Origin of the sequence: Jeongeupia wiesaeckerbachi, assembly GCF_050916355.1 — a bacterium.
Taxonomy (GTDB): domain Bacteria; phylum Pseudomonadota; class Gammaproteobacteria; order Burkholderiales; family Chitinibacteraceae; genus Jeongeupia; species Jeongeupia wiesaeckerbachi.
On record NZ_CP136946.1, the window covers coordinates 1,288,921 to 1,306,721 of the forward strand.

The 17,801-nt window shown below is 59.1% G+C and carries 15 protein-coding genes, 1 tRNA gene and 1 pseudogene; 12 read left to right on the forward strand and 5 right to left on the reverse strand.

The annotated features are described in order from the left end of the window. The first annotated feature begins 21 nt into the window (after nucleotides 1-21). Together nrdD and R0382_RS06350 are read left to right on the forward strand one after the other, a co-directional pair. The gene (gene nrdD / locus R0382_RS06345) at nucleotides 22-207 is read left to right on the forward strand and encodes an anaerobic ribonucleoside-triphosphate reductase (RefSeq protein ID WP_432723339.1); all 186 of its coding nucleotides are present in this window, start codon (nucleotides 22-24) and stop codon (nucleotides 205-207) included. Next, nucleotides 200-949, forward strand: a complete 750-nt coding sequence (locus tag R0382_RS06350; protein WP_432723341.1) for an anaerobic ribonucleoside-triphosphate reductase activating protein — start codon at nucleotides 200-202, stop codon at nucleotides 947-949. Before nrdD ends, R0382_RS06350 begins: the two co-directional genes overlap by 8 nt. On the opposite strand, the gene R0382_RS06355 is transcribed toward R0382_RS06350, so the two are convergent. Beyond that, a complete protein-coding gene (locus R0382_RS06355; protein ID WP_432723343.1) occupies nucleotides 950-2,641 on the reverse strand; it encodes a SulP family inorganic anion transporter in 1,692 nt (563 codons plus the stop codon). It lies immediately after the preceding gene. A gap of 508 nt (nucleotides 2,642-3,149) precedes the next feature. Here R0382_RS06355 and katG point away from each other — a divergent pair. Then, nucleotides 3,150-5,351 carry a catalase/peroxidase HPI gene (gene katG / locus R0382_RS06360; protein WP_432723344.1) on the forward strand — a complete coding sequence of 734 codons (2,202 nt, stop codon included), beginning with the start codon at nucleotides 3,150-3,152 and terminating at the stop codon, nucleotides 5,349-5,351. Between the two features lie 191 nt (nucleotides 5,352-5,542). Continuing rightward, nucleotides 5,543-6,706 (forward strand): NAD(P)H-dependent flavin oxidoreductase, encoded by a 1,164-nt coding sequence (locus R0382_RS06365; protein ID WP_432723345.1) that lies wholly within the window; start codon nucleotides 5,543-5,545, stop codon nucleotides 6,704-6,706. Between the two features lie 179 nt (nucleotides 6,707-6,885). Here R0382_RS06365 and R0382_RS06370 read toward each other — a convergent pair. Next, nucleotides 6,886-6,961: transfer RNA gene (locus R0382_RS06370), tRNA-Thr, on the reverse strand. A 104-nt stretch (nucleotides 6,962-7,065) separates the two neighbouring features. Here R0382_RS06370 and R0382_RS06375 point away from each other — a divergent pair. The 8 genes and pseudogenes from R0382_RS06375 to R0382_RS06410 all read left to right on the forward strand — a co-directional run bounded on the left by R0382_RS06375 (nucleotide 7,066) and on the right by R0382_RS06410 (nucleotide 14,991). Then, a complete protein-coding gene (locus tag R0382_RS06375) occupies nucleotides 7,066-7,251 on the forward strand; it encodes a prepilin-type N-terminal cleavage/methylation domain-containing protein (protein WP_432723347.1) in 186 nt (61 codons plus the stop codon). Nucleotides 7,252-7,347: 96 nt separating this feature from the next. After that, nucleotides 7,348-7,435 (forward strand): annotated as a pseudogene (locus tag R0382_RS06380) (prepilin-type N-terminal cleavage/methylation domain-containing protein); the annotation flags it as partial. 110 nt (nucleotides 7,436-7,545) lie between these two features. Continuing rightward, nucleotides 7,546-7,902: a hypothetical protein gene (locus R0382_RS06385; RefSeq protein WP_432723349.1), complete on the forward strand. Its 357-nt coding sequence runs from the start codon at nucleotides 7,546-7,548 to the stop codon at nucleotides 7,900-7,902. Between the two features lie 158 nt (nucleotides 7,903-8,060). Continuing rightward, nucleotides 8,061-8,810 carry a class I SAM-dependent methyltransferase gene (locus R0382_RS06390; RefSeq protein WP_432723351.1) on the forward strand — a complete coding sequence of 250 codons (750 nt, stop codon included), beginning with the start codon at nucleotides 8,061-8,063 and terminating at the stop codon, nucleotides 8,808-8,810. Between the two features lie 149 nt (nucleotides 8,811-8,959). Then, entirely contained in the window at nucleotides 8,960-9,763 is an 804-nt protein-coding gene (locus R0382_RS06395; RefSeq protein ID WP_432723353.1) for a hypothetical protein, read from the forward strand. A 14-nt stretch (nucleotides 9,764-9,777) separates the two neighbouring features. Beyond that, a complete protein-coding gene (locus R0382_RS06400; protein ID WP_432723355.1) occupies nucleotides 9,778-13,245 on the forward strand; it encodes a tetratricopeptide repeat protein in 3,468 nt (1,155 codons plus the stop codon). Next, the gene (locus tag R0382_RS06405; RefSeq protein WP_432723356.1) at nucleotides 13,242-14,048 is read left to right on the forward strand and encodes a hypothetical protein; all 807 of its coding nucleotides are present in this window, start codon (nucleotides 13,242-13,244) and stop codon (nucleotides 14,046-14,048) included. Before R0382_RS06400 ends, R0382_RS06405 begins: the two co-directional genes overlap by 4 nt. A 25-nt stretch (nucleotides 14,049-14,073) precedes the next feature. Next, nucleotides 14,074-14,991, forward strand: coding sequence for an ABC transporter ATP-binding protein (locus R0382_RS06410; protein WP_432723358.1), 918 nt, complete (start codon nucleotides 14,074-14,076; stop codon nucleotides 14,989-14,991). A gap of 49 nt (nucleotides 14,992-15,040) precedes the next feature. Here the strand turns inward: R0382_RS06410 and cysN are convergent, their stop codons facing one another. From cysN to cysD, 3 genes are read right to left on the reverse strand one after another with little or no spacing between them, the layout of a single operon-like run. Then, the gene (cysN, locus tag R0382_RS06415; protein ID WP_432723360.1) at nucleotides 15,041-16,477 is read right to left on the reverse strand and encodes a sulfate adenylyltransferase subunit CysN; all 1,437 of its coding nucleotides are present in this window, start codon (nucleotides 16,475-16,477) and stop codon (nucleotides 15,041-15,043) included. Nucleotides 16,478-16,503: 26 nt separating this feature from the next. Further along, nucleotides 16,504-16,791, reverse strand: coding sequence for a YciI family protein (locus tag R0382_RS06420; RefSeq protein ID WP_432723362.1), 288 nt, complete (start codon nucleotides 16,789-16,791; stop codon nucleotides 16,504-16,506). A gap of 14 nt (nucleotides 16,792-16,805) precedes the next feature. Beyond that, nucleotides 16,806-17,732, reverse strand: a complete 927-nt coding sequence (gene cysD, locus R0382_RS06425) for a sulfate adenylyltransferase subunit CysD (RefSeq protein WP_432723364.1) — start codon at nucleotides 17,730-17,732, stop codon at nucleotides 16,806-16,808. Between the last annotated feature and the right edge of the window lie 69 nt (nucleotides 17,733-17,801).

A 17,801-nucleotide genomic window follows, 5' to 3' on the forward strand; every position in this document is an offset into this window, starting at 1 on the left:
CAATAATCCCCAGGAAAAAACATGACCGATCTTGCCATCCAGACCCGGCTCGCCACCGCCGACGTGCAACTGCGCGATGAAGAACGCACCCGCTGCGAAGTGTGGACGCGGGTGATGGGCTATCACCGCCCGGTGACGAGTTTCAACACCGGCAAGCAGGGCGAGTTTGCCGAGCGGACCTTCTTCAACGAGCCGGGCCGTGGCTGAGGCTGTAGCGCGGATCGCGCATCAGACCCGCGATCTGCCAAACCCGCCGAAGATCGGCGGGTTTGTGCCGTTTTCGAGCTGCGATTACCCGGGCGAACTGGCGTGCGTGGTCTTCCTGTCCGGCTGCCCGTGGCGCTGCCATTACTGCCACAACCCGCATCTGCAGCAACGCAAGCAGCTGCCCGGCGTGCCGGTCTGGGCCGAGCTGCTCGTCTGGCTCGAGCAGCGGCGCGGCCTCTTGGATGCGGTGGTGTTCTGCGGCGGCGAGCCGCTGGCCGAAAAGCACCTGCCGGCGATGCTGCGCGACGTGAAGGCGATGGGCTTCAAGGCCGCGCTGCACACCGGCGGCGCCTATCCGGCGCGGCTGGCGCACTGCCTGCCGTATCTCGACTGGGTCGGTTTCGACGTCAAGACCGGCTTTGCCGATTACCCGCAGGTGACGCTGGTGCCGAACAGCGGCGACCCGGCACGCTCGTCCTTGCAGCAGCTGATCGAATCGGCTGTCGCGTTCGAATGCCGGACGACGATCCACCCGCAGCTGCACGACGAGGCGGCGCTGCTGGCGCTGGGGGATACGCTGGCCGGGCTTGGCGTGCGGGATTACGCCTTGCAGCGCTACCGGCCGCAGGGTTGCCAGTCGGCGCTGCTGGGCAGCAATCCGCTACCGGCCGCTTACCCGTCCGCCACGATGGCGGCGTCGCTGGCGCAGCGGTTTGCCCGCTTTAGCATCCGCAACGCCTGATCAGGCGCTGCATCCCGTTTCGGCGCGATATGCCGCCAGCGCCGCATGCCGCGACGGATAGAAACGGATGCCAGTGCTCTCCACCGCGATGCCGCGCGTCCGCAGCCATTCGAGCATCTGCGCGGTGCGGCCGGCCAGCGCCAGCACGATGCCGCGCTCGGCCAGCTTCTTCTGCAGCTCGCGCACCGCCATTGCCCCGGTCAGGTCGACATCGCCGATCGACACCGCGTCGATGACGACCCAGCGCGGCGACTGCTCGTCGACCAGCGTTTGCAGCCGCTGACGAAAGAAGTCGGCGTTGAAGAAGGTCAGTGGCGATTCGAAGCGATAGATCAGCAGGCCGGGTACCGATCTGGCGTCCGGATAGTGCGCCAGCTCGTAGAAACCGTCGTTGTCGCCGATGCGGCCGAACAACTGGTCGCTCGGCCGGGCCACCTGGGCGAGGAAGCGCAGCAGCGCCAGCCCGACCGCGAGCAGAATGCCCGGCATCACCCCGACGACGACGACGCCGATCAGCGTGGCCAGCGCGATATTGAATTCGGCCCGGCTATAGCGGCGCAGCGCCATCAGCCCGCGCACGTCCATCAGCCCGATCGCCGAGGCGATCAGGATGGCGCCGAGCGCGGCGATCGGCAGCACCGCCAGCGGCGCGGTCAGGACCAGCAGCACCAGGGCCAGCGCCAGCGCGCCGACGATCGACACCATCCGCGTCTGGCCGCCGGCGGCATCGTTGACCGCGGTGCGCGAGTCGGCGCCGCTGATCGCGAAACCCTGACTCAAGGCGGCGGCGACGTCGGCAGCGCCGAGGGCGAGGAATTCACGATTGGCGTCGATGTCGTAGCCGTTCTTGGCGGCGAAGCTGCGGCCGGTGAGCATGGCGCTGCTGAACGAGATCAGCGCCAGCGCGGCCGCCGCCGGCACCAGCGTGCCGAGCGCCTCGTGCGGCAGCGACGGCCACACCAGCCGTGGCAGGCCCGACGGCAGAGCGCCGACGATGGCGACGCCGTATTGCGATAAGGCGAACAGCCCCGACGCCAGCGTGGCGCCGGCCATCGCGACCAGCGCAGCCGGCCCGCGCGGCATCCGGTACTTGACGCCGAAGTAGACGGCGATCGTCGCCAGCGACAGCGCCAAGGTCGGTGCGTGGATGCGGCCGAGCTGTTCGAGCAGCGACAGCAGCTGGCCGATCACGTCCTTGCCGGCCAGCGTCAGCCCCGAGATCTTGCCGAGCTGGCCGATGATGATGTTGATCGCCACGCCGTTGAGCAGGCCGGCGAGGATGGGGCGCGAGAGGAAGTCGGCCAGAAAACCGAGCCGGAAGCGGCTGGCGAGCATGCAGAACAGCCCGGCCATCAGCGTCAGCGACACCGCCAGCCCCATGTATTCCTCGCTGCCGGGCACGGCCAGCGGCGTCAGCGTCGCGGCGATCATCGCGCAGGTCGCCGCATCGGGGCCGACGACGAGCTGGCGCGACGAGCCCATCAGCGCGTAAACGATCATCGGCAGGATGGTGCTGTACAGCCCGACGATGGGGCTGAAGCCGGCGAGCTGCGCGTAGGCGACGCCGACCGGCAGCGCCACGGCGGCAACCGACAGCCCGGCCTGGAGGTCGGCGCGCCAGTGCCGGCGCGGGTAGTTCATCAGCTCGGGCAGACCCGGCAACAGTCGTGCGAGAAGGGGGTGAGGGCGCATCGAGCAGTCGGGAGTCCGGGCCGGGGGAAGCCATCATACCTGTTGCCGGTGCTTGTCCGCGCCAGCCGGATCGACTAACAAACAGGAGATAGTCCGCGACTATTCATAGTGAACAAATATTCAATTTCAATATGTAATTGCGTTTGACAATAATCACGGACACGCCACCGCAAGGAGCGCACGATGAAACAATGGGCCGACTGGGCGGATTTCTGGGCCCACTACAGCGGCTGGTACTGAAGGTACCGGCGGCTTTCCCGATCCTGCGCGGCAGGTCAGGTCCTTTACCAGGAAGGCCGACGATGGCCGGTGCGGCCGTTCCAGCCGCCGCACAGGCCCGGCCGTCTCCGGTCATCGGCCCGCGCCGATCAGCGGGGCGCATGACCCGGCAGCGGGCAGCCGCTCGATCGGCGATCTGACGTAGTTCAAACCGCGAGCACTCCCATGGCTGGGGCCTGGTTGCGCTTGGCGGCGTTCATTCCATCAGTGCAATGTTGGAGAAATGAAGATGACTAGCAGCGTCAACACCCAAGGCAAGTGTCCGGTCATGCATGGTGCGCAGACCCGGCTGGGCACCGGCGGCCCGTCGAACCGCGACTGGTGGCCCAATCAGCTCAACCTCGGCATCCTGCACCAGCACTCGTCGCTGTCCGACCCGATGGACCCGGCGTTCAACTACGCCGAAGCCTTCAAGCGGCTCGACTACCAGGCGCTGAAGCAGGATCTCGCGGCACTGATGACCGATTCGCAGGACTGGTGGCCCGCCGACTACGGCCATTACGGCGGCCTGATGGTCCGGATGGCCTGGCACAGTGCCGGTACCTATCGCGTCGGTGACGGCCGCGGCGGCGCCGGCCACGGCACCCAGCGCTTCGCGCCGCTGAACAGCTGGCCCGACAACGTCAACCTCGACAAGGCGCGCCGGCTGCTGTGGCCGATCAAGCAGAAATACGGCAAGCAGATCTCGTGGGCCGATCTGATGATCCTCGCCGGCAATGTGGCGCTGGAAACGATGGGCTTCAAGACCTTCGGTTTCGGCGGCGGCCGGGCCGACGTATGGGAGCCGGACGAGGACATCTACTGGGGCGCCGAGAAAACCTGGCTCGACGACAAGCGTTACTCCGGCGAGCGCGATCTGGAAAACCCGCTCGGTGCGGTGCAGATGGGCCTGATCTACGTGAACCCGGAAGGCCCGAACGGCAATCCGGACCCGGTTGCGGCGGCGCGGGACATCCGTGAAACCTTCGCGCGGATGGCGATGGACGACGAGGAAACCGTCGCGCTGATCGCCGGTGGCCATACCTTCGGCAAGACCCACGGCGCCGGGCCAGCGTCGCACGTCGGCGCCGAGCCCGAAGCGGCGGCCATCGAGGCGCAAGGTCTGGGCTGGGACAACAGCTTTGGCAGCGGCCTGGGTGCCGACGCCATCGGCAGCGGTCTGGAAGTCGTCTGGACGACGACGCCGACCAAATGGAGCAACAACTTCTTCTGGAACCTGTTCGGCTATGAATGGGAACTGAGCAAGAGTCCGGCCGGCGCGCATCAGTGGGTGGCCAAGGGCGCCGGTGCGACGATTCCGGACCCGTACGATCCGTCCAAGAAACGCGTGCCGACGATGCTGACCACCGATCTGTCACTGCGTTTCGATCCGGCCTACGAGAAGATCTCCCGCCGCTTCATGGAACACCCGGACGAGTTTGCCGACGCCTTTGCCCGCGCCTGGTTCAAGCTCACCCACCGCGACATGGGGCCGCGCGCCCGCTATCTCGGCCCGGAAGTGCCGGCCGAGGAACTGCTGTGGCAGGACCCGGTACCAAAGGTCGATCACCCGCTGATCGACGATGCCGACGTCGCGGCGCTCAAGGCCAAGGTGCTGGCGTCGGGGCTCTCGGTGTCGCAACTGGTCTCGACCGCATGGGCATCGGCGTCGACGTTCCGTGGCTCGGACATGCGCGGCGGCGCCAACGGCGCACGCATCCGGCTGGCACCGCAGAAGGACTGGGCGGTCAACCAGCCGGCACAGCTGGCGACGGTGCTCAAGACGCTGGAAGGCATCCGGCAGGCATTCAACGCCGCGCAGTCCGGCGGCAAGCAGCTGTCGCTCGCCGACCTGATCGTGCTGGCCGGCTGTGCCGGGGTCGAACAGGCGGCGAAGCATGCCGGCCACAGCGTCACGGTGCCGTTCTCGCCGGGCCGCGCGGATGCGTCGCAGGAACAGACCGACGTCGCCAACTTCGCGCCGCTGGAGCCGGTGGCCGACGGTTTCCGCAACTACCTCAAGGATCGCTACAGCGTCTCGGCCGAGGAACTGCTGATCGACAAGGCGCAGTTGCTGACGCTGACCGCGCCGGAGATGACCGTGCTGATCGGCGGCCTGCGCGTGCTCGGTGCCAACGTCGGCGACAGCAAGCATGGTGTGTTCACCGGGCAAGCCGGGACGCTGAGCAACGACTTCTTCGTCAACCTGCTCGACATGAGCACGGTGTGGACGCCGGTGTCGGACGCCGCCGAGGTGTTCGAAGGCCGCGATCGCAAGACCGGCACGTCGAAGTGGACCGCGACACGTGTCGATCTGGTGTTCGGTTCCAACTCGCAGTTGCGCGCGCTGGCCGAGGTCTACGCATCGGGCGACGCGCAGCCGCAGTTCGTCCGCGACTTCGTCGCCGCGTGGGCCAAGGTGATGAACGCCGATCGCTTCGATCTCGCCTGAACGTCGCAGCAACGCAACGGAAAACCGGCCCGAGGGCCGGTTTTTCTTGGGCGCGACGATGTGAATCGTGCCATCGCATGTCCCTGTCCTAAACGCCTTGACGTAGATCAAGGTCGGCAATGGGGGGGCAGGTCAGACTGGCACCACTCATAAAGGGGCCATGCCCCAACGTACCCAAACAGGATACCGGCATGCTTGCACATCATTTCAAACCGCTGATCATCAAGGGCAAGACGCTCTTGCCCATCGTCCAGGGCGGCATGGGCGTCGGCGTCTCGGCGCACAGGCTCGCCGGCGCGGTCGCCTCTGAGGGCGCCGTCGGCACGATTGCCTCGGTCGACCTGCGTCACCACCACCCGGATCTGTTGGCGCAGAGCGAAGCGACCAAGGATCAGGCCACGCTCGACGCGCTGAACCTGACCGCGCTCGACCGTGAAATCCGCATGGCCAAGGACTGCGCGCAGGGGCGCGGCATGATTGCCGTCAACGTGATGAAGGCCGTCGACATCCACGCCCGCTACGTGCGCCAGGCGTGCGAATCCGGCGCCGACGCCATCGTCATGGGCGCCGGCCTGCCACTCGACCTGCCTGAAATGACCGCCGATTTTCCGCATGTGGCGCTGATCCCCATCCTGTCGGACAGCCGCGGCATCAATGTCGTGCTCAAGCGCTGGATGAAAAAGGGCAAGCTGCCCGACGCCATCGTCATCGAGCACCCGGCCCATGCCGGCGGCCACCTCGGCGCGGCGACGATCGAAGGTGTGCATGACGAAAAGTTCGAGTTCGAACGCGTGCTGGCCGAGACCCACGAGCTGTTTGCCAAGCTGGACATCGCGCCGATTCCGCTGATCGTCGCCGGCGGCATCAACAGCCACGCCAAGGTCGCGCACCTCTTGGGCTGCGGCGCCAACGCCGTCCAGCTCGGCACCGCTTTCGCCGTGACCGAGGAAGGCGATGCGCACATCAACTTCAAGAACGTGCTCGCCGGTGCGCAGAAAACCGACGTGGTCGAATTCATGTCGGTCGCCGGCCTGCCGGCGCGCGCGGTCAAAACGCCGTGGCTCGCCAAGTATTTGAAGATGGAAGCCAAGGCCCAGGCCAACGCCAAGGCCGACCCGCGCCGCTGCACCCAGGCGCTGAACTGCCTGTCGGTCTGCGGCTTCCGCGACGGCCTCGCCAAGATCGGCCAGTTCTGCATCGACCTGAAGCTTGCCGCCGCCGTGCGCGGCGAGGTCAACCAGGGCCTGTTCTTCCGCGGCTCGGAAAACCTGCCCTTCGGCAGCGCCATCCGCCCGGTGAAGGAACTGGTGGACTACCTGCTCACCGGCCAGAAGCCGGCCGGGCTGCCGGCCTGATTGCTGCAAACGCCGCACATAACAAAGCCCGCAGATGCGGGCTTTGTCGTCTGGCATCGCAGCAACAGGGCTTACCGCGACGCTCGGCGTCAGTAAGGTGACGTTTTTGGTCACTTGCTGACGCGCTTGGGACGCCAGCAAAGCAAAAGGCCCGCATCGCTGCGGGCCTTTCCTGTACCTGGTGCCGTTGAAGTGAATCGAACACTCGACCTACTGATTACGAATCAGTTGCTCTACCGACTGAGCTACAACGGCAAACTGGCGCCTAGTTTACCAAACTCCACCCGTTCATCCAAACTTTTCGCGGCTGGCACGCTCCTTGCCTACTTATGCCATGCCAGTACACGGAGTGCCAGACAATGCCGCTGCAACGCGGATTTACCCTGATAGAGCTGATGATCGTGGTTGCGATCATCGGGATACTTGCGGCGATTGCGATACCACAGTTTGCTGAATATCAGATGAGGGCGAACGACAAGGCCGCGCAGTCAGATGCCCGAAGTTTTCTGAGCGCTGCAATGGTGCATTCCGAGGTTTTTAACTAGGCTGGCATGTGTTTTGCTTTTGAAATTCGGTAAGGCGCGCTGGATGGCTGAGTGGTTGGCCCCGAGCCCTAACTCTTGAGGATTGAGGAGCATTCAATGAAAAAGCTTCAAAAAGGTTTTACCCTGATCGAGCTGATGATCGTGGTTGCGATCATCGGTATCTTGGCCGCAATTGCGATTCCGCAATTCTCGGAATACCAGAAAAAGGGCAATGACAAGGCCGCGCAAGCCGATGCCAAGAATGCCCTGACTGCCTTCGTGGCGTCCAACCAACAGTAACTCTGGAGAATAGCGATGGATAACAAAGTGAAGGCTGCACTGCTTGCTGGTGGTGTCGTTGCAATTTCGATGACGTCGAGTGTTTTTGCTGCGGCTACTGCGGTTACGTCAGCGGCGACCGCACAAACTGTTAGCGTAGCGTCCAGCGCCGCTGGTGGTTATGTCGCCGAGGCGTTCAAACTGAACGTGTCGGCCAATGTTGCCATGTCGTACGATGGGGATACGACTGCCGTCGGCGTCAAATCCGGCAACTCCAAAGGCATGCACACGTTTGGTGGCTCCAGCAACGGTGGTGCGGTCAAGGCGTGTGAGAGCACCAGCATAGCAAACCCGGCTGCCAGCCTAACTGCAACGATCACTGCAGGTTGCTAATTCGTCCGGATTTTATAGCCGGTAGCCCCAAAGCCCGCCAGGCTCTTGCCTGCCGGGCTTTTGGCATATTCGATAGGCTAGACAGCCTGCCTGTCGTAGGGCACCAAGCCCGTTCTAGACGATCGGATGAGCGTATTAGTTATTAGTAGGGGAGACTGATGGACGAAAAAATGGACTGCCCGATATGCGCCTCATCCTGCGCGCTGCTGGATGTTGTCGATTTCAATAAATCATGCGAAGAAGCGAGGGGCAAGTTTCTGAAGCTGTCTGGCCGGCCGGTTTATTATGTCCGCTGCAGCGAGTGCGGCTACTGCTTTTGCCCGGAAATCTGCTCGTGGTCGATGCCAGAGTTTGATCGGCATATATATAATTCTGACTATATTTCGATTGATCCTGATTACGTAGAAGCGCGGCCGACTGCCAACGCATCCATACTCCAATCTATGTTCAAAGACTTCCCTATTCATATCAAACACCTTGATTACGGTGGCGGAAATGGATTGCTGTCGGGGTTGTTGAAAGAAAAGGGATGGAATTCGAGCACGTTTGATCCTTACGTAACCCGGAATATTGCCGTAGATACCATTGGACGGTACGATCTTATTACCGCATTCGAAGTGTTTGAGCACGTGCCAGACCCCAATGCATTGATGGACAACATCAGCCAGCTTGTTTCCGATGATGGAGTCATTCTCTTCTCTACGCTAGTTTCCGATGGGCATATTTCTGACAACAAGCGCCTAGATTGGTGGTACGCCTCGCCAAGAAACGGCCATATCAGCCTGTACACAAAAAACAGCCTTGAGAGGCTGGCTAATAAATGCGGATTCAAATTTGGCAGTTTTTCTGATGGATTTCACATGATGTTCAGGAATTCCCCGCCTTGGGCTGCCCATTTCTTTTCTTGACATAAATTAATGTGCTATTTGCCGCATGCTTTCTTTATATAAAGTACGGGGGCGTATGCCGTGGCGGTAAATTATTGGTTCTGATAATTCCGTGAGATTTGAAGCGAGCGATAGTTTGTAATTTAAAGATTGAGAAGGTATTTGACGAAATGTATCAACACCTGCTTGCTAGCTGGCGAGCCTGCGTGCGCAGCCACAGTTTCCGTTCTATTTCTATTCTAGCCCTACTGTTGCTGATTTTCGCCTATATGGCGAGCAATTTCTCCGGGCGCTCACCACAAACGATCACTTTAGATGTTGGTATCTCTGGTATCCGTATTACTGTGCTGTTGATGGCGGTGTTCTGGGTCCAGGAGTTGCTTGGTCGAGAAATCGACCGGCGAACGGTTTATTTTTCTCTGGCCTATCCAGTCGAACGCATGTCCTACTTGCTGGGGCGCTATTTCGGTGTCGTGGCGATGGCCGGCTTGGCGGTTTTTTTTATGGGGTTGTCATTGCTGCTGTTGGTGACGCTGGCTGGCAATGGCTACCATCAGGCATTTCAGGTTGATATGCAGCTTACCTATTTCGGCAATATGCTATTGATCTGGCTGGATATCGCGTGCGTGCTTGCATTTGTGTTCCTGCTCAGCAGTCTAGCAACTAGCGCGCTGTTGCCGATGATGCTGGGTATCACATTTGCTGTTATTGCGCGCAGTTACGGGTCGGTGCTTGCGCTGCTGGCCGATAAACAAGGTGAAGCCGCTGATATTGCACCGGTGTTCATGCCGTTGGTTAATATGATCGCGTGGCTTATTCCGGATCTAGGGCGACTGGATGTGAGGGCAAGCGTACTTTATCGGGCACCGATCAACTATCCGGACTTGGCCGTGAATATCGTTGTCGTTGTAGCGTATTCTGCTTTTTCCTTGGGTCTTGCTGCATTGCTTTTCAGTCGTCGCGAATTCAATTGATCCGGTAATGATATATGACCGAAATGGCCAATTTAGCATTCTCCCAAGCCCACGCTCACCATGTCGAGGGTGAGCTTGATCGGGCGATCATTCTTTATCGATCGGCGCTACAGCTTGATCAACCCTCTCCCGAATTACTCTATTTTTACGGGATCTGCCTGCTGCAGGCGGGCGAACTCGATGAAAGCATTGAAATGCTACAACGAGGGCTTGAAATTGCTCCAAATCATTATCATACACTTATCAATTTGGGCCTCGCATATTATGGCCGGAACGATTTCTATTTGGCGGTCGAGCAATTCCGTAAGGCACTGGATATAGGAGAGCATACGCCTGCGCTGTACCTGCAAATGGGGCTGGCGCTGCATGGCTGTGGTGAATACCAAAGCGCTGCCGAACACTTCAAGACCGCGAATGTATTCGGTAGTCATGAACCGCTACTCTATGCGACGTGGTTTGCTGCCTTGCAGTATCAGTTTCGCTGCCTTGAAGCGTTCGATGTGGCCGAGCGCTGGCAGGGCCGTCACAATAATCAAACCTGTGAGGTGAGAGCGCAGCAGCTGACGGCTCTAGCGAAATTTAGGTTGCAGCGGGCAGCACAGTCGCTTGAAACCTCGTTAAACGATTACCTCGTCGATCATCCAATCTATTCGGCATTTTGTGCTGAACATCAGAATGAAATCGATCTGGCGATTAGGCTTTACAAGCGGCATTTGGAAAATAAGCCGGACGATGCCAAGGTACATTTCAATCACGCAATTTGCTTGTTCCAGCAAAGGCGCTATCAAGAGGCGTGGTCAGAATTCGAGTGGCGCAACAGGGAGGGCGGACTTGTAAAGGCCATAAAATCGGACCTCCCGGTGTGGACGGGAGTTGAACAAGGCACAGTACTCGTTCATAGCGAGCAGGGTGCAGGTGACGTGTTGCAATTCATGCGGTTTTTTCCGTTGATGCAGCAACGCGGGGCCAAGGTTGTTTTTGCCAGTTATACCGACATTCTCGAACTGTTGCGACAGGGGGATGACGCCATATCGATGGATATTGATGAAAGAGAGTTGCGGTTTGACTATCAAATTCCCTTGCTGAGCCTTGGTAAAATTTTCTGCCAAGACCGGATTGATGTTGCCGCTGACGAACCATATGTGTTTCCAAATTCGCAAAAATCTGCCCAATGGAAAGAGAGGCTGGGCGGGTTCAGTGGCATAAAAATCGGTCTGGTCTGGGCGGGCAACAAGAAGCATGTCAACGATATGAATCGTTCGATGTCATTGGCGCAATGGTCGTTCCTTGCCCGGATTCCGGGCGTGCAGTACTTCAGTGTGCAAAAAGGTGGCCCCGAGCGAGAAATTGCGACGTTGCCGCCGTGGTTCCATGTCCACGATCTTGGTCCTGAGATTGCTGATTTCGGTGATACCGCGGCCATTCTTGAAAATCTCGATCTGCTGATTTCCGTTGATACATCCGTTGCTCATCTAGCCGGAGCAATGCATCGCCCGGTCTGGATGTTTGTTCCTGCGTATTCGGACTGGCGCTGGGAAAAAGAAAATGAGCTCACGCCGTGGTACCCGAGCATGCGGCTGTTCCGGCAGTCCGCCGATGCGACATGGGCTTCGACTTACGAGGCGATGGATAAGGCATTGAGAGCCGAACTCGAAAACCGTTCAGCGGAAAATCAGGCCATTTGCTCGTGTCCGGCTATGGTCAGCGACGAGCTCGCAATCGCTGACCCGGTATCTCGTGCAGTTGCAGCACAGCAAGTCGCCCAATATGCGGGAGCAGATGCACTCGTTTCGATGCCAGAAACGCTGAGGCACACACTACGGATTAACCATTCAGATCTGGCCGCTTATGTCGATGCCCGCGTCAACGGAATAAACACTGACCTTTTTGCGCTGCTCGACGGCGATCAACTCCAAGTCCGTGCTGCATCGCATGCATTGATGGATTGTGACTATCCGGACTTGCCTGAAGCTGGCGAACTACTGAACCGGTTTGTGGAGGGTATTCCGGCGGGTGCGAACAAACTGCTTGGCCTGATTGCAAATCGCTGTCGTGACTATGCTCGTTCGATTTCGTATCTGTCTGCCCACTTGCGGGATAACCCGCGTGATCTGGGGGCATTGCTGACTGCGGGAATGGCCGCTACAAGGGATCGACAATTCGAACTTGCTGTGGAATTGCTGCAGCGTGCGTGTGCCTATTATCCGGATTCGAAAAGAGCATGGCATGCGGTTGGATGGGCTCTATTCCAGTCCAGATCGTGGGCTACGGCGTTGGTTGCGTTGGAGCGGGCGCTGGAGCTGGCCGGCGGTGAGAATCTCGATCTGTTGGGTCTGGTTTGCTACACACGACTTGCGCTTCGTCAGTTTGATCGAGTTGCAGAATGCATCCAGCGTGTGCAGGTGGTACATCCGCATGCGGTGGCCTCTATATGGATGCGGATTCGCCTGGCCCAGGTGCAAGGAGATGCACAACAGCTGAAAGCCGCGCTTGCCGAAGGACGCCGTGAATTTCCGAACGATCTAGAACTTGAAGTGGCCGAAGCCATGGCCAATTTGGCTAGCACTGGTGATCGCTCTGCCTGGCTGGGCTACGAAGCACGGTTGCGTTCTCCCGATGCGGACAAGCTGGATCGCTTCTCTCCGGGACACGGTTTGCCACGTTGGGATGGCAGTGATCTGGCTGGACGAACATTGCTGGTTTACGCCGAACAAGGGCTGGGCGATACCCTTCAGTTCATGCGCTATTATTTGCCGCTGCGTGAACAGGTCGTCTGGGTGTGCCCCGATAAACTGGTCAACTATATGCGGCGCTATTTTCCGCAAGTCGTTTCCAAGTCGGCTGCACACGAGCATCTGCCTGTCGCTGATGTTTATTGCGAATCGATGAGTTTTCCGGCGTTGACGGGGCTGCTTGAGCCGGATGATGAGCTGCTTGTCAGGCTAAATACAAAGAGCGAGCGAGAGGCAATATCTGCAATAGACGAAATATTGGCTGAGGCCGGTAACAAGCCACGGATCGGTCTGGTCTGGGCCGGCAACCCCGCTCATAACCACGATCATTGGCGCAGTTGTGAGGTTTCGGAGTTTGCTCCATTGCTGGCGCGTCAGGATTTAGCTGTTTTTTCCTTGCAAAAGGATGATGCATCAAATCAGGTTTTTTCCTTGCCAAGGGAAATCTGGCCTCACAATCTGGCTGTTTGCCTGGAAGATCTGACTGACACCACTTATGCGTTGTCAAAACTGGACGTGCTGATTTCGGTTGATACCGCTGTCGTTCATCTCGCTGGTTCGCTGGGCGTGCCGGCAATTTTGCTTCAGGGGGCTGCAAGCGATTGGCGGTGGGGATTAGCCGCCAAACCACATCGGGTTTATTCATCGGTTTCGGTCGTGTTTCAGAAAGAGCCGGGTAATTGGTCTGATGCAGTTGCGGATGCAATCATCTTGCTGGATCGGAGTATTGCGGTGGGAGGAGCAGAATGACGCGCCTGCACCTATGGAAGGGATTGCTGGTCGCATTGCTCGTCTATGTGTTCACTGGCTCATTGGCGCGCCAGCAACCCCGGGAACGGGTCGAAACGACGTTAAATTTCGCGCTCCCACCGGCTCTGAGCATTTTCGCCTTTGCGGGAGACCGATATCTAGCTGCCAATTACGAGGTGTTCCGGGCGGTAACGGTGGGAACGCAAAGCTTGGATAAGGCAACGTTGCGTAGCCTTGCCGTCGTGCAAGAGAATGCCAGTTTGCTCAATTCGTTCAACGAGGACAACTACTATACTGCGGCTGCCATTTTGTCGTGGAACGGCGAATATGCTACGGCGCAACGTGTGCTGATGCGTGCAGGTGTTGCACGCTGGAATGATCCATTACCCATGTTTTTTCATGGCTTCAATCAGTACTATTTCGAGCAGAAATATCTGGATGCAGCTGCCGATTTGCGAGTTGCAGCCGAGCGATCCGAGGGAGTCAATCGGCGTGCACTGACAAACATTGCCGCGAAATGGGTGGAAAAATCGGACCAATTTGATTCAGCCATCGCGGTCGTCACAGCAATGCGAGATCAAACTCGACAAGAGGACATGAAGCGGACATTGCAGGCACGGTTGGATCGCCTGTATGCAATGAAGCTGCTGGCATCGGCCGTAGCTACTTATCGCGAAAAGACCGGGAGGGCACCAAGCTCGCTGGCTGAACTTGTTGATGCTGGTCAGTTGAAATCCATTCCCGCTGATCCGCTCGGGAAAGTGTTTGTATTGAATGGCGCAGGGAAAGTAGCAGTCAAATAGTTGTAAATATAGGCAGGCTGGATTTATGGAACAAGCACTTTCAATTTCACATTTATCAAAAGATTTTTCGCGTAAAAGAAATGTTGTTTCCGCCATCCGCAATCTGAATCTGAATGTGGACCGTGGGGAGGCATTCGGCTTTATCGGGCAGAATGGTGCTGGAAAAAGTACAACAATCAAGATTTTGACCGGGAGTATTGCCGCTACGTCAGGAACTGCTGCGATATTTGGCATTTCGGTGGTGCATGCTGACGCAAGACGGGGTGTTGGATATGTGCCCGAGAATCCATATTTGCTTGACTACCTGACTCCTCTCGAAACGCTGGAAATGGGCTGCAAATTGCATGGCGTGACAGTATTGAATTTGCGCGAGCATTGCATGGGCTGGCTGGAGCGCTTCGGTATTGCCCATGTTGCAAAAAAACGCATCCGCAGTTTTTCCAAGGGTATGACGCAGCGGACGGCCTTGGCGCATGCGCTGGCGGTCCAACCCAAGCTACTGATTCTGGATGAGCCGCTTTCGGGGCTTGATCCGATCGGGCGCAAGGAGGTGGTCGATATCCTGATGGATTACCGTCACCAAGGTGGGACCATTTTCTTCTCGTCTCACGTGTTGTACGACGTCGAACGACTGGCCGACCGATTTGGATTGATTCACAAGGGCGAACTGAAAACCGTGCAGTCTCCGTATGAGCTCTTGGGCGGAGAACAGCGCTTTACCGTCCGCAGCGTCGGCGAGGGCGCGGTAGATGGCATGTCGGCCGATGTGGGGTTGCGCTGGTTTGCCGATGTGGCGCAACCGCAGCTGTGGGAATTGTTACATCGTCTTGAGAAAACTGGGCACCAGATTCTGGAGGTGAAGCCGAGCCTGAATCTTGAAACCGCGTTCATGCAGTACGTCGGTGCGGACCAGTGCAGTGGGGCTCGTCAGGCCGATGATTGATGGTTGTATGCAACGATAAGCCCGTTCAACTGAGCGGGCTTATGTTTGGTTACTTCAGGCTGCGAAGCAGGTCTTTTGCTTCCCAATGCGGAAAGTACTTCCGCACCAGCGCATTTAGCTCCACCTCGAATGCCCGCAACCTTGCCAGTTCATCGGCCTCGCCACTTACGCCACGTGATTCGGCCGCAGCAACAATCATCCCCGCCCCCGCCGTCGCATTGCTCAGCCGGTCGATGATGATGAAGCTGCCGGTGCCACGGCAGGCGGTGTAGGCGTCGAAGACGACTGGGGCGCTGGTTTCGAGCGTGACGAGGGCGATTTCGTTCAGTTGCAGTGAATCGACCGATACTTTCGCCAGCGTGTTGACGTCGATGCGGTGCTCGATCTTGCTGATACGGCCGTAGACGCTCTTGCCGCCCAGCTTGAACTGGTATTCCTTGCCCACGAGCAGCGGCGCTTCGTTCATCCACACGACGTGGGCGCTGAAGGCCGACGAGATTTGCGGTTGCACATCCGATTTGCGCACCAGAAGATCGCCACGGCTGACGTCGATTTCGTCTTCCAGCGTCAGCGTGATCGCCTGGCCGGCGAAACCGGCGGCTTGTTCGCCTTCATACGTGACGACGGCCTTGACGCGGCTCGACTTGCCCGACGGCAGCGCGACGACTTCGTCACCGTGGACGACGTGGCCGGCGGCGATGGTGCCGCAGAAGCCGCGGAAGTCGAGGTTGGGGCGGTTGACGTACTGCACCGGCAGCCGGAAGGCGTCGAGCTTGGCGTTCTTGTTGATCTGCACGCTTTCCAGCAGGCCCATGAGCGTGGCGCCGTCGTACCACGGCGCACGGGTCGAGGCGTTGACGACGTTGTCGCCCTTCAGCGCCGAGATCGGTACGAAGCGGATATCGTCGATGTCGAGCGCTTCGGCAAACTTCAGGTACTCCGTCTTGATTTCGGCGAAGCGCGCCTCGCTGAAATCGACCAGATCCATCTTGTTGACCGCGACGATGACGTGCTTGATGCCGAGCAGCGAGACGATGAAGCTGTGGCGGCGCGTTTGCGTCTGCACGCCGTAGCGGGCGTCGATCAGGATGATGGCCAGATCGCAGGTCGATGCGCCGGTCGCCATATTGCGCGTGTACTGCTCGTGGCCCGGGCAGTCGGCGATGATGAACTTGCGCTTTTCGGTGCTGAAGTAACGATAGGCGACGTCGATGGTGATGCCTTGCTCGCGCTCGGCCTGCAGGCCATCGACCAGTAGTGCCAGATCGAATTCTTCGTCGGTGGTGTTGTACTTCTGGCTGTCTTTCTTGATCGCGGCAAGGTGGTCTTCGAAGATCAGCTTCGAGTCGTGCAGCAGCCGGCCGATCAGCGTGGATTTGCCGTCGTCGACGTTGCCGCAGGTGATGAAGCGCAGCAGATCCTTGTTCTCGTGCTGCTTCAGGTAAGCGAGGATGTCGCTGGCGATCAGATCGGATTGGTGGGACATGGTGTGATCCAGTGGTATCCCGCGGCTCAGGTGCGCAGGAAGGAAAGGGCGTCGGCGGAGAGGTTGGGCGCGAATTCGATGATCTGGTAGCGCGCCGCGCCGGCCTGGTAGAACGGGTCCTGCTGCGTCAGCGCTTCGAGCGCTTCGCGGCTCAGGCCACGGGCCAGAATCAGCCCGCCGGTGCGCGGAACCTGCGGACCGGAGAGCAGGAACACGCCTGCGTCGTACTGGGTCTTGAGAAAGGCCCGGTGCGCTGGCACCAGGGCGTCGATCTCGTCCAGCGGTCGCAGGTACTCAACCAGGATGGCAAACATCGGCGCGGCCTCGCTCAGAAATAACCTTCCATTTTCTTCTTCTCCATCGATCCGGCGCTGTCGTGGTCGATGGCGCGGCCCTGGCGCTCGGACGTGGTGGTCAGCAGCATTTCCTGGATGATTTCCGGCAAGGTCTGTGCCTTCGAAACCACGGCGCCGGTCAGCGGATAACAGCCCAGTGTGCGGAAGCGTACCCATTCCTTGCGAATCGTCGCCGTCTGTTCCGGCGTCAGATATTGCAGGATGCGCTCGTCGTCGATCATCACCAGCGTGCCGTTGTAGTCGACGACTTCGCGTTCGGCCGAGTAGTACAGCGGCACGATCTCGATGTTTTCCAGATAGATGTATTGCCAGATGTCGAGTTCGGTCCAGTTCGAGATCGGGAACACCCGGATCGATTCACCCTTGTCGATGCGCGAGTTGTAGATGTTCCACAGCTCGGGGCGCTGATTCTTCGGGTCCCAGCGGTGGTTCTTGTCGCGGAAACTGTAGACACGCTCTTTGGCGCGGCTCTTTTCCTCGTCGCGGCGCGCGCCACCGAAGGCGGCGTCGAAGCCGTACTTGTTCAGCGCCTGCTTCAGGCCTTCGGTCTTCATCACGTCGGTGTGCTTGGCGCTACCGGCGGTGAATGGGTTGATGCCGGCCTTGACGCCTTCCTCGTTCACATAGGTGATCAGGTTCCAGCCCTCGGCCTTCTGCTTGTCGCGCAGCTTGTACATGTCCTGGAATTTCCAGGTCGTGTCGACGTGCATCAGCGGGAACGGCGGCTTGCCCGGCGCGAACGCTTTCTTGGCCAGATGCAGCATCACGGCCGAATCCTTGCCGATCGAATACAGCATCACCGGGTTGTCGAACTCGGCCGCGACCTCGCGGATGATGTGGATCGACTCGGCTTCGAGTTGCTTGAGGTGAGTCAGCCTCGCTTCACTTACAAGGTTCATGGTGCTCCACGGCGGGCCCGCAACGGGCCGGGACAATACGGAATAAGGCCGAATCTACCGTAATAAAAC

Excerpts from the sequence above, each read along its gene's own strand:
- cysD (WP_432723364.1), bottom strand. The coding sequence starts at position 17,732 with ATGAACCTTGTAAGTGAAGCGAGGCTGACTCACCTCAAGCAACTCGAA.
- cysN (WP_432723360.1), bottom strand. The coding sequence starts at position 16,477 with ATGTCCCACCAATCCGATCTGATCGCCAGCGACATCCTCGCTTACCTG.
- R0382_RS06395 (WP_432723353.1), top strand. The coding sequence starts at position 8,960 with ATGTATCAACACCTGCTTGCTAGCTGGCGAGCCTGCGTGCGCAGCCAC.
- R0382_RS06355 (WP_432723343.1), bottom strand. The coding sequence starts at position 2,641 with ATGCGCCCTCACCCCCTTCTCGCACGACTGTTGCCGGGTCTGCCCGAG.
- R0382_RS06385 (WP_432723349.1), top strand. The coding sequence starts at position 7,546 with ATGGATAACAAAGTGAAGGCTGCACTGCTTGCTGGTGGTGTCGTTGCA.
- katG (WP_432723344.1), top strand. The coding sequence starts at position 3,150 with ATGACTAGCAGCGTCAACACCCAAGGCAAGTGTCCGGTCATGCATGGT.
- R0382_RS06375 (WP_432723347.1), top strand. The coding sequence starts at position 7,066 with ATGCCGCTGCAACGCGGATTTACCCTGATAGAGCTGATGATCGTGGTT.
- R0382_RS06400 (WP_432723355.1), top strand. The coding sequence starts at position 9,778 with ATGACCGAAATGGCCAATTTAGCATTCTCCCAAGCCCACGCTCACCAT.
- R0382_RS06405 (WP_432723356.1), top strand. The coding sequence starts at position 13,242 with ATGACGCGCCTGCACCTATGGAAGGGATTGCTGGTCGCATTGCTCGTC.
- nrdD (WP_432723339.1), top strand. The coding sequence starts at position 22 with ATGACCGATCTTGCCATCCAGACCCGGCTCGCCACCGCCGACGTGCAA.
- R0382_RS06365 (WP_432723345.1), top strand. The coding sequence starts at position 5,543 with ATGCTTGCACATCATTTCAAACCGCTGATCATCAAGGGCAAGACGCTC.
- R0382_RS06410 (WP_432723358.1), top strand. The coding sequence starts at position 14,074 with ATGGAACAAGCACTTTCAATTTCACATTTATCAAAAGATTTTTCGCGT.
- R0382_RS06390 (WP_432723351.1), top strand. The coding sequence starts at position 8,061 with ATGGACGAAAAAATGGACTGCCCGATATGCGCCTCATCCTGCGCGCTG.
- R0382_RS06420 (WP_432723362.1), bottom strand. The coding sequence starts at position 16,791 with ATGTTTGCCATCCTGGTTGAGTACCTGCGACCGCTGGACGAGATCGAC.